Below are 13,311 nucleotides of genomic sequence, written 5' to 3' on the forward strand. Positions count from 1 at the left end.
TCTTATTCAGGCCTTCATGAGTTCTTGAATCTTCGCGATATCCACATCTTTACTGAGGATTTCGAGATCATTGATTTCTGCGCAGACGCAATGGAACACGTCGAACCTGCGCTTATCCAGCGTTACATTGGTCTGGCGAGCCTTCCGGAATACTTCCGCAGCACGCACGGCTTCTTGGCCCCGTACCTCGAACTCCTTCATGTCGTTGAGGATGGCGTTCACCGCACCGACATCCGCCTCGTCCAACCCTCGCAGTACTTCGTATCGAATCAGCGGGGAGATCGCGATCTTCACGTCAGGATCGGCGACCAGCGCCTCGAACGTCGACAGCGACGCTTCGTGAGCCGCGTTGCCGTCCTCCCCGTCCAGTGCGCCGATCAGAAGGTTGGCATCGAGCAGTACCAGACGTGTCATGCCTGCTTCCCACCTTGGCGATCGCGGCGCTGCTTGACCAGGTCCAGCAACGCACGCTTGGTAGCGGACTGGTCTTCGCTGACCAGCGCCTCGCGCTTGAGTGCATTGAGATCGACACCAAAGGTCTCTTCAAGCACATCGGCAAATGCCTTCATGTTGGGCGAGTCGATCACAGACGATCTGACGACTCCGTCCGCCGCGTCGCGTTCCAGCAGATAGGCCTCCCCTTGCTCAAGCTGGGTCAACACCAGCGGCGAGTGGGTGCTGATGAAGAACTGCGTATTCGGAAACAGCGTCTTCAGATGCCTGACGATGCTGACCTGCCAACCAACGTGGAGATGACTTTCGATCTCGTCGATCAGCACCACGCCCGGCAGGTTCTGCAGATCCTTGGAATTGCTGAAGCCGGCGTACCCGGAGATGATCGCTTGAAACAACTTCACCACCGAGGCGAAACCCGAACTGAGTTCACCCAGCTCGATCATGCGGCCTTCCACGCTCAGATAAACACGCTGCGACCCGTCGATCTGCAGGCGCTCGGCATCCACGCGCTGATCGATGCGATGCAACAGCTTTAACACCGACTCGATCTCATTACGCAGGTTGTCCTTTTCCACCTGGAAAGGATTGACAGACTGCGCACGCTGTATGAACCACACCCGGATATCCGCATCCATGCCGGAAGAGCGCAAAGAGCCTCCCACGCATTCCTGCAATAACACTTCAAAATGATGAGACCTACGCTCCTGGAAGTTTCCCAGCGCAGGAATAGATGTGGGCTGACTTCCAACCGACGAACGCCCACCCGCACCGATGTAGACCAAAGGGCGCGAGTGGTCTCCCGCATGTAAGGCAACACTCTTTGCTTGTACAAGCCGCTGCAAAGGCTGGTAAAGAAAGCACTGCGTATCGTCGATAAAGACCTTGGACGCGGGCACGCATTTCTCTGGATAAATCCCCCGATCACCCTTGACCCGCAAAAATTCCTCATTGGTAAATAGCAATACCGAATAGACAGCCTCTAACGACTTGGTCTTGCCAACCCCATTGACGCCGAAAAGCACGCGTGCCCGGCTGGCTGCGTCGAACCGCAGCTCCACCTTGCCGACTCCCTTCAAATCTTCGATGTCGATGCGATCAAGCATTGGAATCTCCACTGGGCGACGGGATGCCGTGCAGTCATCAGGGCGAACACATGGCCCGGCAACCGGGTTCAAGCTTTTGCTTCAGCCATCAGGTCCACAAACCGATCGAACAACGGCCCCACATCGCGCGGACCCGGCGAGGCTTCCGGATGGCCCTGGAACGAGAACGCCGGTGCGTCGGTCAGCGCGATGCCCTGGTTGGTGCCGTCGAACAACGAACGATGGGTCACCCGCACATTGGCCGGCAGCGTGCTTTCGTCCACGGCAAAGCCATGGTTCTGCGAGGTAATCATCACCCGCCCGCTATCCAGATCCTGCACCGGATGGTTCGCGCCGTGGTGGCCGGTGGTCATCTTCAGCGTCTTGGCGCCGGCAGCCAGCGCCAGCAGCTGGTGGCCCAGACAGATGCCGAAGGTCGGCACCTTGCGTGCAATCAACTCCTTGATCGCGGCAATGGCGTAATCACACGGCTCCGGATCGCCCGGGCCGTTGGAGAGGAACACGCCGTCCGGGTTCATCGCCAGTACTTCGGCCACCGGCGTGCGCGCCGGCACCACGGTGACGTCGCAGCCCCGTTCGGCCAGCATACGCAGGATGTTGAGCTTGACGCCGTAGTCATACGCAACGACGTTGTATTTCAGCTCGGCCCGCACGAAGGTGTCTGCATCCAGATCCAGCTGGCCTTCCTGCCAGGTGTAGCTGGTTTCGGTCGAGACCACCTTGGCCAGGTCCATGCCCTTCAGGCCGGGGAAGCTGCGCGCGGCTTCCAGCGCCTTTTCGATGTCGATCTCGCCGGCCATCAGCGCACCGTTCTGTGCGCCCTTTTCGCGCAGCAGACGGGTCAGCTTGCGGGTATCGATGCCGGAAATGGCCACCACACCGCGTGCCTGCAGCCATTCCGGCAAGGCCACCTGGCTGCGCCAACTGCTGGGACGGCGCGGCACATCGCGCACGATCAGGCCGGCGGCCCAGATCTTGCTGGCCTCGTTATCCTGATCGGTGAAACCGGTATTGCCGATGTGCGGATAGGTCAGCGTGACCATCTGGCGGGCGTAGGAGGGATCGGTCAGAACTTCCTGGTAACCGGTCATGGCGGTGTTGAACACCACTTCGCCGACGGAAAGCCCGTTGGCGCCTACGGATTCGCCCTCGAACACGGTGCCGTCTTCGAGGACAAGGATTGCGGGTTGGGTCACGTGGGGTCTCGCTCTGGCTGCCTGGGACTCCGATGCGCTTCCGGCCAAATTCCGGTTGCAGCAAAGCGCGGACACGGTGCTGGGGACCGGTCCGACGCTGGTTCGGGCAAGCGGGAATTGTAAAGGCAAGTGCCCCGGCTTGCCAGCCTGACGAGCGAATCAGGCCGACTGCATGGCCGCGCATCCGCACCAACAGGCTGCGGCAGGCCGCACCCGTTCACGTGCGATTGCGCTGCGTTTACAACACCAGGTCGCGCACCCGGTAACTGCCGGCGGGCCGGCCGATCAGGCGCTTGGCCGCGTGCAGGGCGCCGCGCGCGAAGATGTCGCGGTTGGTGGCGCGATGCACCAGCTCCACCCGCTCGCCCAGCCCGGTGAACTGCACCATGTGCTCACCGACGATATCGCCGGCACGCAGGCTGGCAAAGCGCGGCTGCGCACCGCTGCCGGTGGCGGCCTCGCCCAGGGTCAATGCGGTCCCCGAAGGCGCGTCCTGCTTGTGCACGTGATGCGCTTCGACGATGTCGCAATCCCAGCCCGGCAAGGTGCCGGCGGCGCGCTCGACCAGCTCGGTGAGTACCGCCACGCCCAGGCTGAAGTTGGACGCCCACACCAGCGGGATCCTTTGCGCCGCTTCCAGCAATGCCGACCGCTGCGCCTCGTCCAGCCCGGTGGTGCCGGACACCAGCGGTTTGCCGCGCTGCGCGCACAGCGCCAGGATCGGTGCAAAGCCCTGCGGCAGGCTGAAATCGATCGCCACATCGAAGGCCGGCGCGCCGCCCAGCTCGCTGGCGGCGAAGAACGGTACGCCGTCCACCACCCGCTGCGCTGGCGAGCGCCCCACCACCGCACCGACGACCTGCACGGCCTCGTCTTCAGCCGCCAGGCGCAGCAAGGCCTTGCCCATCCGCCCGGAGGCGCCGTGGATCAACACTTTTACAGAGGAACTTGTCATGCCCGCAGGCTAGCGAGGCTGCGGGAGTTGTACAAGGTGCCGGGAATCGGGAATCGGGAATGGTCAAAGCTTGAGGTATGCACCGATGGCACTGTGCGTATCGATGCGGGTGAAATCGCGCGTCACGCCGGCCGCCGGTGGACGCGCGGTTGTCGATGCCGTCATTGGCCCTGCGCTGGCAACTCGGCCAGTGCCTCGCGCAGCACCTCGCCCAACACGTGGATGCCGGTATCGATCCTCTCGCCCGGCACCGTCACGAACGACAACCGCAAGGTATTGGCCTGCGGCAAGGTGGCGAAGAACGGCGCGCCGGGCACGAAGGCCACGTTGCGTGCGATCGCCCGTGCCAGCAGCACTGTGCCGTCCAGCCCCGGCGGCAGGCTGACCCACAGGAACATTCCGCCTTCGGGGCGGTTCCATCGCACCTGTGCGGGAAAATGCCGGTCCAGCGCTTCCAGCATCAGGCTGCACTGGCGTGCATACAGCGCGCGAATCTGCGGGATGTGGGTATCGAGAAAATCGTCCTGCAGGGTCTGGTACACCACGCGCTGGGTGAACGACGGGGTATGCAGATCAGCCGCCTGCTTGGCCTGGATCAACTTGCCCAGCACCGCTTCCGGCGCCACCACGTACCCCAGCCGCAGGCCGGGCGCGAGCACCTTGGAAAACGAGCCCATGTAGATGACGCCGTCGGGGTTCATCGACAACAGGCTGGGCAGCGGCTCCCCGCTGTAATACAGCTCGCCATAGGGATCGTCTTCGACGATCGGTACGCCCGCCTGCGCCGCACGTTCCACCAGCGCCTGGCGTCGGGCCAGCGGCAGACGGCGGCCGGTGGGATTCTGGAAATTGGGCAGGCAATACAGAAACCGTGCATCGGCCAGCAGCGCCGGATCCAGCGCCTCCACCACCACACCCTCTTCGTCGGAGGGCATGCCGACGAAGCCGGGCTGGAACAGCGAAAACGCCTGCAGCGCGCCGAGATAGCTCGGCGTTTCCACCAGCACCTTGCTGCCTTCGTCGATGAACACCTTGCCCAGCAGGTCCAGGCCCTGTTGCGAGCCAGTGGTGATCAGCACCTGACTGGGCCGGATGCTGGCGCCATCGCGGCTCAGCCGCGCAGCCACCCATTCGCGCAGCGGCGCATAGCCTTCGGTCGGGCCGTATTGCAGCGCGGCCTGCGGCGCATCGCGCAATACCTGGTCGCTGGCCGCGCGCATGCGCTCCACCGGAAACGTGGCCGGCGATGGCAGACCACCGGCGAAGGAAATGACCTCCGGGCGCTCGGTCACCTTGAGGATTTCGCGAATCGCCGAACTGGTCAGCGCCTGCGCACGTCGGGAGATCTGGAAGGAAGTGGTCATGGCGCTAGCATAACCAACCGCTGCGGCGGACGGGGTGTGCACTGCGTGGCGCCGGGCCAGCGTGCGTCAGTGCCTGCGCGGTGGCGTCGGGCCGCAACTGTCGCAGCCGCCACAGGACGCGCCCGCCTGGGTGGCCGGCGGCGCCACGCGACGGCCAAGCGCCCGCATCCAGGCTGGCCGCCCATCGCGCAGCAGCACCAGCGCAAGCGCGCCGCGCAGCCGTCGCAAGCCGCCGGGGAACTGCTTGTTCATCACCACCCACACGCTCAGCAGCACCGCGACGGCGATGACCACATACTGCAGGGTGAGCGACAGGTCCATCTCAGCCAGCCCCGAGCGCGACCGCCAACTGGTAGGTCACCAGCGAGGCCAGGTAGGCCAGCGCGAACAGGTAGACCGCGCTGATGGTCATCTGCTTCCACGAGTTGGTTTCGCGTTTGATCGTGGCCAGCGTAGAGATGCACATCGGCGCGTAGATGTACCAGACCAGCAGCGACAGCGCGGTGGCCAGCGACCAACCATCGCTGATGAGTGGCGACAGCGCCTGCGCCGCCGCATCGTCATCGGCGGCCGACAGCGCGTACACCGTGGCCAGCGAGGCTACCGCCACTTCGCGCGCAGCAAGGCCAGGAATCAGCGCGATGCAGATCTGCCAGTTGAAGCCCAGCGGTGCAAAGAACACCGCCATCGCATGGCCGATGCGGCCGGCGAAGCTGTAGTCGATCGCCGGCAAGGTGGCATTGGCGGGCGCCGCCGGGAACGAGAGCAGGAACCACAATAGAATGGTCAGCGCAAGGATGATGCCGCCCACGCGCTTGAGGAAGATCCACGCGCGCTCCCATAACCCCAGCGCCAGGTCGCGCAGCTGCGGCACGCGATAGGACGGCAGCTCCAGCATCAACGGGTGTTCGCTCTTGTCGCGGCGCCACTTCTTCATCATCCACGACACCAGCAGCGCACTGACGATGGCCGCAGCGTACAAGCCGAACAACACCAGCCCCTGCTGGTTGAAGATGCCCCATACCGTCTTTTGCGGAATGAAGGCGCCGATCAGCAGCGCATACACCGGCAGGCGCGCCGAACACGTCATCAATGGCGCGACCATGATGGTGGCGAGCCGGTCGCGTGGGTCCTGGATGCTGCGGGTGGACATGATGCCCGGCACCGCACACGCAAAACTCGACAGCAACGGAATGAACGAGCGCCCGGACAAGCCGGCCGCCGCCATCATGCGATCAAGCAGGAAGGCCGCACGCGGCAGGTAGCCAGACTCTTCCAGCGCCAGGATGAAGGCGAACAGGATCAGGATCTGCGGCAGGAAGATGATGACCCCACCCAGGCCGGCGATGATGCCGTCCTTGAGCAGGCTGTTGAGCGGGCCTTCGGGAAAGCTGGTCCCCACCCACTCACCCAGCGCAGCGGTGCCGGCATCGATCAGGTCCATCACCGGGGTGGCCCAGGCATACACCGCCTGGAAGATCAGGAACATCACCACCGCCAGCGTCACCAGCCCCCAGATGGGATGCAACAGCCAGCGGTCCAGCGCGTCGTCCACCCGCGCCGTGCGCGTCGGCATGGTCACCGCCGCGCTCAGGATCTGCCGCACCTGCGCGTGATAATTACCGTCCGCCGGTGGCGTCGCGGTTGGTGCGGCCAGGCTGGCCGCCTGCGAATCGAGCCGTTCCACCAGGGTCTTGGCGCCACCGCGCCGCACTGCCACGGTTTCCACCACCGGCACGCCCAGCGCCTGTTCCAGCGCCGGCAGGTCGATGACGATGCCGCGTCGCTGTGCGGCATCGACCATGTTCAACGCCACGAGCATCGGCCGGCCCAGTTCGCGCAGCTCCAGCGCAAAGCGCAGGTGCAGGCGCAGATTGGTGGCATCCATCACGCACACCAGCACGTCCGGTGCCGGTTCGCCGGGATAGAAGCCGCGGCACAGGTCGCGGGTGATCGCCTCGTCCAGGCTGGCCGGCTGCAGGCTGTAGGCACCGGGCAGGTCCAGCACCGCGAAGTCACGGCCGGAGGGCGCACGGAAGTGCCCTTCCTTGCGCTCGACGGTGACGCCGGTGTAATTGGCCACTTTCTGCCGACTGCCGGTCAGCTGATTGAACAGCGCGGTCTTGCCGCTGTTGGGATTACCCACCAGGGCCAGGCGCAAGGGCACGGCAGCGACGCTCATGCCGACACCTCTTGACGCACCTGCACGCGGGCGGCTTCACTGCGCCGCAGCGCAAAACGCGTATAGCCAACCTGCACCAGCAATGGCTCACGACCCACCGGCCCGGTGGCCAGCACGGTGACCTCTTCGCCCGCCACGAAGCCCAGCTCGCGCAGCCGCCGTGCAATGGTGTCGTTGGGAAGACGATCCTCTACCGAATCCACGATGGCCACGCGATGCAGGGGCATGTCGGACAACGTCACAAAGACGGCCTGGTGATTAGGAATGGTTCTCAATTCTAGCATCGACGCACTGCATCATGGCCGAGACGGGCCGTACCGCTATCATGGTTCGCATCTCATTCATGGACGTCTATCGCAATGCAGGACACTGGCTTGATCGTCGAGGACCACGGACCGGTTCGCACCCTGCGCCTGCACCGCCCCATGGTGCACAACGCCTTCGACGCGACCTTGATCGCCGCCCTCACCGAGGCCTTGCAACAGGCCGGCCGTGCAGCGCAGATCCGCGTGGTGGTGCTGACCGGTGCCGGCGATGCATTTTCCGCAGGTGCAGACCTGAACTGGATGCGTGGCATGGCCACTGCCAGCGAGGCGGACAATGCCGCCGATGCATCGGCGCTTGCGCGGCTGATGCGCACCTTGGACGAACTGCCCAAGCCCACCATCGCCCGCGTCAATGGCGCCGCCTTCGGTGGCGGCGTGGGGCTGGTGGCCTGCTGCGATATCGCCATCGGCTGCACCGAGGCGCGCTTCGGCCTGACCGAGAGCAAGCTGGGGCTGCTGCCGGCGGTGATCTCGCCGTATGTCGTCGCCGCCATCGGCGCGCGCCAGGCGCGGCGCTGGTTCGCCACCGCCGAAATCTTCGATGCCGGCACCGCACAACTGCTGGGCCTGCTGCATCAGTTGGTGGCGTCCGATCAACTGGACACGGCAGTGGAACGCCAGATCCGCCTGCTGCTGGCGGCCGCACCGCTGGCCGCCAGCACTGCCAAGGCCTTGGTGCGCTCGGTCATGCCGCCCGCTGATCGCGACGCCATCGATGCGGCCAACGCGGCCTGGATCGCCCGCCTGCGGGTATCGCCCGAGGGCCAGGAGGGTCTGGGCGCGTTTCTCGGCAAGCGCACCCCGGCCTGGGTACCGGAGAACGTGGCATGACGCTGCTTGCCTGCTGCGATATCGGCGGCGGCACGGCGGCGCCCGTCGGCATCGGCATCGAGTGCCGCGCTGCGCTAGCCGCCGCGCCCAGGACAGCGGCGGCATGAGCGACTTCGTCCGCATCGTCGAGGTGGGTCCACGCGATGGACTGCAGAACGAGACCCAGCCGATCGCCACCGCCGACAAGATCGCCTTGATCGATCAGTTGTCGGCCACCGGCCTGCGCAGCATCGAAGCCACCAGTTTCGTCAGCCCACGCTGGGTACCGCAACTGGCCGACGCCGCCGAGGTGTTCGCCGGTATCACGCAAGCGCCGGGCATTGCCTATCCGGTGCTGGTGCCGAACCTGCAGGGCTATGTGCGTGCACAGGCGGCTGGGGCGCGCGAGGTGGCGGTGTTCACTGCAGCGTCGGAGGCATTCAACCGCACCAATACCAATGCCGGCATCGACGAATCGATCGAGCGCTTTCGCCCGATCCTGGAGCAGGCCGCCATCGACGGCGTGCGCGTACGCGGCTATGTCTCCACCGTGCTCGGCTGCCCGTACCAGGGGGAGGTGCCGTTGGCCGACGTGGTAGATGTCGCGCAACGGCTGCATGCGCTGGGCTGCTATGAAATCTCGCTGGGCGACACCATCGGGGTCGGCACGCCGCGCAAGGCGCAGCAGATGCTGGCCGCCGTGGCGCAGCAGGTGCCGATGCAGGCCCTGGCGGTGCATTTCCACGATACCTACGGCCAGGCGCTGGCCAATATCGCCGCCTGTCTCGACCAAGGCGTGCGCGTGGTCGATGCGGCGGTTTCCGGCGCCGGCGGTTGCCCGTACGCCAAGGGGGCCAGCGGCAATGTCGCCAGCGAAGACGTGGTGTACCTGCTGCATGGCCTGGGCATGTCCACCGGCATCGACCTGCCCGCCCTGGCCCGCACCGGCCGCTGGCTGGCGCAACTGCTGGGCCGCGAGAGCGGCAGCAAGACCGGCAAGGCGCTGGCGACGGCCGCCTGAGGGGTCGCCAGCGTTACCACCACGATCGCGCGAAGGCTTCGGATAGAATTGCCGGCCACGCACCCACCCGTTCGCGCGCCGATCTGCATTGGCCTGCAACGCTTCTTTCCGGGAATCCTTCCATGCAGCCAACCTCTGTCCTTGCCGCGATCACTGGCGGCGTCTCCGGCCTGGGCCTGGCCGTGGCACAACGCATCGTGGCCGACGGCGGCCAGGTGGCGCTGTTCGATGTCAATGCCGACAAGGCCGACGCCGCGCTGGCGTTGCTGGGCGCAGGCAACGCGCATTACTTCGCCACCGACGTCACCGACGAGGCACAGGTGTCGGCCAACATCGCCCAGGCCGCGCAGGCGCTGGGCGGGCTCAACCTGGTAGTCAATTGTGCCGGCATCCTGGGCGCTGGCCGCGTCCTGGGCAAGGACGCGCCGATGCCGCTGGCGACCTTCCGCAACACCGTGCTGGTCAACCTGGTTGGCAGCTTCAATGTCGCCAAGGCTGCGGCCGATGTCATGCAACACAATGCGGCCGGCGACGACGGCGAGCGCGGGCTCATCATACACACCGCCTCGGTCGCCGCCTTCGAGGGGCAGATCGGCCAGGCCGCATATGCCGCCAGCAAGGGCGGCGTGGTCAGCATGACCCTGCCGATGGCACGCGAGCTGGCGCGTTTCGGCATCCGCGTGATGACCATCGCCCCTGGCGTGTTCTGGACCCCGATGGTGGACGGCATGCCCGAAGCGCTGCAGCAATCGCTGTCGGCCGCGATCCCGTTCCCGTCGCGCCTGGGCCAGCCCGAGGAATACGCCGACACCGTCGCCTTCCTCCTGCGCAATCGCTATCTCAACGGCGAAGTGATCCGCCTGGACGGCGGCGTGCGATTGGCGCCCAAGTAGCCGGGAATCGGGAATCGGGAATCGGGAATCGGGAATGGGGAATCGCAACGACGCCCTACTCTCAGCACCCCGGCCCCGGCTTTTTCGATTCCCCATTCCCCATTCCCCATTCCCCATTCCCTACTCCCGATTCCCATGAAAGCCAACGACATCAAGAAAGGCAACGTCGTCGAATACAACGGCGGCATTTACCAGATCCGCGACATCGAGCGCAGCTCGCCGCAGGGGCGCGGCGGCAACGTGCGCTTCCGCTTCATCATGTACAGCGTGCCCGGCGGCGCCAAGCTGGATGCCAGCTTCGATGCCGACGACAACCTGCCGGACGTCGAGCTGCTGCGCCGTCAGTCCACGTTCTCCTACAAGGACGGCGAAGCATTCGTGTTCATGGACGACGAAGACTTCACCCCCTATACGCTGGACGCGGACGTGATCGGCAACGATGCCGGCTACATCACCGATGGCCTCACCGGCATCTACGTGCAGGTGATCGACGACCAGCCGGTGGCCGTGCAACTGCCGCAGACGGTCACCCTGGAAGTGGTGGAAACCCCGCCCGAGCTCAAAGGCGGCACCGCTACCAAGCGCCCGAAGCCGGCCAAGCTCAACACCGGCATGGAAATCATGGTGCCCGAGTACATCGGCAACGGCGAACGCGTGTTGGTCAATACCACAACCGGTGAATTCGCCGGTCGCGCCGACTGAGGTGGCATCTGAAGGCAGCCCTGTCACCGGGGCTGCTGGCTGACTGCACCGCCAATCCGGTGCCGACGCGCCGGACTTGGTGGACGCCGTACCACCGTGACGCCGCGTGCCTGGCGCACGCCAAGCACCTACGACGCGGCGGCCGAAGACGCCTGCACCGGTCGCGCCAGTTCGCGTAGCCGCGCCTGCAGCCGCTGCACATTGGCCTCGCCTTGCATCAGCCGCTCGCGCAGCGGCGGCGGCAACTGCTGCCGCCCCCGCTGCTGCAATTGCTTCCAGCCATCGGCCAGCCCGGCGCTGGACTGCGCCACCTGCGTGACCAGGTGATCGCGTTCGCTCGGCTGCGGCAACCCGTACCCCTCCCCGTCCAGCAAGGCCGCCGGATGGCTGAGCTGCGCCTGGCGGGCGAACAGCTGTTGCAGCTGCGCCTGCACGGCGTCCAGCCCGGCCGCGCCCGGACGCAGCAGGTGCTTGATGGCATCGCGCGCCAGCAATTCCTGGCGCCGTAACGCGGCCTGTTCCAGCAACAAGGCCGCCGCAGTTTCGCGCAGGCCGCCGCGATCGAACCACTGCGCGCGCGCCTGTGGCTCCGTCTCCAGCCATTGCGCCACGCTGGTCTGCGGTACCGGCAGGCCATGCCGGAGTACATCGAACATGGCCTGGTAATGCGTGGCCGCCGATTCGAAGTAATAGCCCTGGCGCGTGGCCTGCGCGCGGTCGTCCAGCACGGCCATGTCGGCGATGCCCGCGCGTTGCAGGCGCTGGCGCACGCCGCGCGGGGTGATCGAGGACAGGCCGGCGGCGGCCAGGCGCGGTACGCCGTCGTGCAGCAGCTTGTAGGTTTCCACCGCGCAGTTGTTGCTGACGAAGTAGTAGCGCCCGTCGTAGCTCCAGTGCACCTGCGCGGCGCGCGCGAGCAGCGCGGCGATCTCGCCGGGCGTCAGCGCCAGCGGCACCGAGGACAAGGCGCGTAATTCCACCTGGGTGTACTCGTCCACCACCTGATTCAGCGGCAACACGAACAGTCGCGACGGATACGAGCCGGTGAGCCCGCGCCAGCTGGAAATCTGCACATCGCCGACGAAGGCGCGGAACGACAGCACGCGGTGGTACTGCAGATCCAGCCGGCATGCCGGCCCGGGCGCACGCCCGGGCGCGCAGATCACCAGCCGCAGCATGCTATGGCCCCAGCGGCTCATCGGCTGGTCGTTGCCTTCGGCGAGCAGGTAGTCCACGGCATACACGCGCGCCGGGTCCAGCATCAGCAACGACATCGCACCGGCATCGTTGTCGGCCTGCAGATACGGCAGCGCCGGCATACACGAGGCAGTGTCCTGCGGCGGACCCAGCTGCTGCGCAAACCAAGCCGCCAGTGCAGGACGCCGGCAGGCGTACTCCGGGTCCAGTACGAAATGCTCAAGATTGACCGCGACGAACTCGGCCGAGCTACGCCGCTCGTAGTTGTCGGGGCTGCGGTCGCTGAACTGGTTGGCGCCGCGCCCGATACGCCAGGGCCGCACCTGCCAACCGGCCAGGTCGCGCAACCGGGGATCGCGTGACAAGGCACTGCCGTTGCCACGATCCAGCACATGCGCCAGCTCGTGCACCAGCGCCGCCATCGCCGCACGCGTTGCCGGCATTGCCACATCGGCGCGCGCGCTTGCCGGCTGCGCGCTCCAGGCCTGCAACAAGGCGCGATCGAGCAGGACACGCTGGCCGATCGCGCGGCCGTGCACGCGCGCCGGCAGATCGTCGCGCCACTGCAGTTGGATCGGCATCGCCACACGCTGCGCCCAACGCGCGGGCAGATGCTTTATCACCTGCCCCACCAACTGCGCACTGGCATCGCGCTCGGCCGCGCTCAACGGCGCCGCTGCCAAGCGGATCTGTAGCGCCGGCGTTGCCGGCGATTCGGCGTAGGCCGCCGGTGCGATGACTGCGGCCAGCCACAGCCATCGACACCGACCGCGGCGGTTCACTGCGCCAGGATGGACTGGGCCAGTTCCATGTCGCTGGCCAGGCGTGCGGTGTCGTGCCGCGCACGCAGTTGCAGCAGGGCCGCTTCCAGCCGTGCGCCGCGAATGCTGCCATTGCTGGCGACGAAGCCGGCGGCATCTTCGCGGGCATCGGCTACCACCTTGTCATCGCCCGAGCTGCTGCTGTTGGACGAGCCGGCCGAGGACGCACCGGCCGACGTGCCGGCCAGGCTGGAGGCGAACGCTGCCAGCGGCAGCAGGGTCAACGCACAAAACACCAGAGAGCGCATCATCGACATGTCGTTTCCGTGTGAAGGTGTGGAAAGA

At 66.0% G+C, this 13,311-nt stretch carries 14 protein-coding genes; 4 read left to right on the top strand and 10 right to left on the bottom strand.

All coding sequences use genetic code 11. From position 1 onward, the window contains the following. Positions 1-6: 6 nt before the first annotated feature. The 8 genes from XcuCFBP2542_RS13940 to XcuCFBP2542_RS13975 form a co-directional block, all read right to left on the bottom strand. Positions 7-414 (bottom strand): PIN domain-containing protein, encoded by a 408-nt coding sequence (locus tag XcuCFBP2542_RS13940; protein WP_104604134.1) that lies wholly within the window; start codon positions 412-414, stop codon positions 7-9. Next, entirely contained in the window at positions 411-1,559 is a 1,149-nt protein-coding gene (locus XcuCFBP2542_RS20070) for an AAA family ATPase (protein ID WP_249027657.1), read from the bottom strand. Before XcuCFBP2542_RS20070 ends, XcuCFBP2542_RS13940 begins: the two co-directional genes overlap by 4 nt. Before the next feature lie 68 nt (positions 1,560-1,627). Next, entirely contained in the window at positions 1,628-2,755 is a 1,128-nt protein-coding gene (gene carA / locus XcuCFBP2542_RS13950; RefSeq protein ID WP_104604136.1) for a glutamine-hydrolyzing carbamoyl-phosphate synthase small subunit, read from the bottom strand. 238 nt (positions 2,756-2,993) lie between these two features. Next, a complete protein-coding gene (gene dapB, locus XcuCFBP2542_RS13955; RefSeq protein ID WP_104604137.1) occupies positions 2,994-3,710 on the bottom strand; it encodes a 4-hydroxy-tetrahydrodipicolinate reductase in 717 nt (238 codons plus the stop codon). A gap of 161 nt (positions 3,711-3,871) precedes the next feature. Further along, positions 3,872-5,074: an aminotransferase-like domain-containing protein gene (locus XcuCFBP2542_RS13960; protein WP_104604138.1), complete on the bottom strand. Its 1,203-nt coding sequence runs from the start codon at positions 5,072-5,074 to the stop codon at positions 3,872-3,874. A 66-nt stretch (positions 5,075-5,140) separates the two neighbouring features. Continuing rightward, the gene (locus XcuCFBP2542_RS13965) at positions 5,141-5,395 is read right to left on the bottom strand and encodes a DUF6587 family protein (RefSeq protein ID WP_170066991.1); all 255 of its coding nucleotides are present in this window, start codon (positions 5,393-5,395) and stop codon (positions 5,141-5,143) included. Between the two features lies 1 nt (position 5,396). Continuing rightward, the gene (gene feoB, locus XcuCFBP2542_RS13970; RefSeq protein WP_104604139.1) at positions 5,397-7,256 is read right to left on the bottom strand and encodes a ferrous iron transporter B; all 1,860 of its coding nucleotides are present in this window, start codon (positions 7,254-7,256) and stop codon (positions 5,397-5,399) included. Then, the gene (locus tag XcuCFBP2542_RS13975; RefSeq protein ID WP_104604140.1) at positions 7,253-7,498 is read right to left on the bottom strand and encodes a FeoA family protein; all 246 of its coding nucleotides are present in this window, start codon (positions 7,496-7,498) and stop codon (positions 7,253-7,255) included. The genes feoB and XcuCFBP2542_RS13975 overlap by 4 nt, the downstream gene beginning before the upstream one ends. A 117-nt stretch (positions 7,499-7,615) precedes the next feature. Between XcuCFBP2542_RS13975 and XcuCFBP2542_RS13980 the strand changes: the two genes are divergently transcribed. From XcuCFBP2542_RS13980 to yeiP, 4 genes are all read left to right on the top strand, one after another. Continuing rightward, positions 7,616-8,413 carry an enoyl-CoA hydratase-related protein gene (locus tag XcuCFBP2542_RS13980; protein ID WP_104604141.1) on the top strand — a complete coding sequence of 266 codons (798 nt, stop codon included), beginning with the start codon at positions 7,616-7,618 and terminating at the stop codon, positions 8,411-8,413. A 103-nt stretch (positions 8,414-8,516) separates the two neighbouring features. Beyond that, entirely contained in the window at positions 8,517-9,413 is an 897-nt protein-coding gene (locus XcuCFBP2542_RS13985) for a hydroxymethylglutaryl-CoA lyase (RefSeq protein ID WP_104604142.1), read from the top strand. A gap of 122 nt (positions 9,414-9,535) precedes the next feature. Beyond that, the gene (locus XcuCFBP2542_RS13990) at positions 9,536-10,306 is read left to right on the top strand and encodes an SDR family oxidoreductase (RefSeq protein ID WP_104604143.1); all 771 of its coding nucleotides are present in this window, start codon (positions 9,536-9,538) and stop codon (positions 10,304-10,306) included. 135 nt (positions 10,307-10,441) lie between these two features. Then, on the top strand, positions 10,442-11,008 hold the full coding sequence (gene yeiP / locus XcuCFBP2542_RS13995) for an elongation factor P-like protein YeiP (RefSeq protein WP_104604144.1): 567 nt from the start codon (positions 10,442-10,444) through the stop codon (positions 11,006-11,008). A gap of 128 nt (positions 11,009-11,136) precedes the next feature. Here the strand turns inward: yeiP and XcuCFBP2542_RS14000 are convergent, their stop codons facing one another. Both XcuCFBP2542_RS14000 and XcuCFBP2542_RS14005 read right to left on the bottom strand, forming a co-directional pair. After that, positions 11,137-12,987 (bottom strand): DUF7844 domain-containing protein, encoded by a 1,851-nt coding sequence (locus tag XcuCFBP2542_RS14000; protein ID WP_104604145.1) that lies wholly within the window; start codon positions 12,985-12,987, stop codon positions 11,137-11,139. Continuing rightward, complete coding sequence (locus tag XcuCFBP2542_RS14005; RefSeq protein ID WP_104604173.1) at positions 12,984-13,277, bottom strand: DUF2388 domain-containing protein; 294 nt, start codon at positions 13,275-13,277, stop codon at positions 12,984-12,986. Before XcuCFBP2542_RS14005 ends, XcuCFBP2542_RS14000 begins: the two co-directional genes overlap by 4 nt. Between the last annotated feature and the right edge of the window lie 34 nt (positions 13,278-13,311).

It is taken from the genome of Xanthomonas cucurbitae (assembly GCF_002939885.1).
In the GTDB taxonomy this organism is placed as follows: domain Bacteria; phylum Pseudomonadota; class Gammaproteobacteria; order Xanthomonadales; family Xanthomonadaceae; genus Xanthomonas; species Xanthomonas cucurbitae.

Coding starts and splice junctions, on each gene's coding strand:
- feoB (WP_104604139.1), bottom strand. CDS start 7,256: ATGAGCGTCGCTGCCGTGCCCTTGCGCCTGGCCCTGGTGGGTAATCCC.
- XcuCFBP2542_RS13980 (WP_104604141.1), top strand. CDS start 7,616: ATGCAGGACACTGGCTTGATCGTCGAGGACCACGGACCGGTTCGCACC.
- yeiP (WP_104604144.1), top strand. CDS start 10,442: ATGAAAGCCAACGACATCAAGAAAGGCAACGTCGTCGAATACAACGGC.
- XcuCFBP2542_RS13985 (WP_104604142.1), top strand. CDS start 8,517: ATGAGCGACTTCGTCCGCATCGTCGAGGTGGGTCCACGCGATGGACTG.
- dapB (WP_104604137.1), bottom strand. CDS start 3,710: ATGACAAGTTCCTCTGTAAAAGTGTTGATCCACGGCGCCTCCGGGCGG.
- XcuCFBP2542_RS20070 (WP_249027657.1), bottom strand. CDS start 1,559: ATGCTTGATCGCATCGACATCGAAGATTTGAAGGGAGTCGGCAAGGTG.
- XcuCFBP2542_RS13940 (WP_104604134.1), bottom strand. CDS start 414: ATGACACGTCTGGTACTGCTCGATGCCAACCTTCTGATCGGCGCACTG.
- XcuCFBP2542_RS13965 (WP_170066991.1), bottom strand. CDS start 5,395: ATGGACCTGTCGCTCACCCTGCAGTATGTGGTCATCGCCGTCGCGGTG.
- XcuCFBP2542_RS13960 (WP_104604138.1), bottom strand. CDS start 5,074: ATGACCACTTCCTTCCAGATCTCCCGACGTGCGCAGGCGCTGACCAGT.
- XcuCFBP2542_RS14005 (WP_104604173.1), bottom strand. CDS start 13,277: ATGATGCGCTCTCTGGTGTTTTGTGCGTTGACCCTGCTGCCGCTGGCA.
- XcuCFBP2542_RS13990 (WP_104604143.1), top strand. CDS start 9,536: ATGCAGCCAACCTCTGTCCTTGCCGCGATCACTGGCGGCGTCTCCGGC.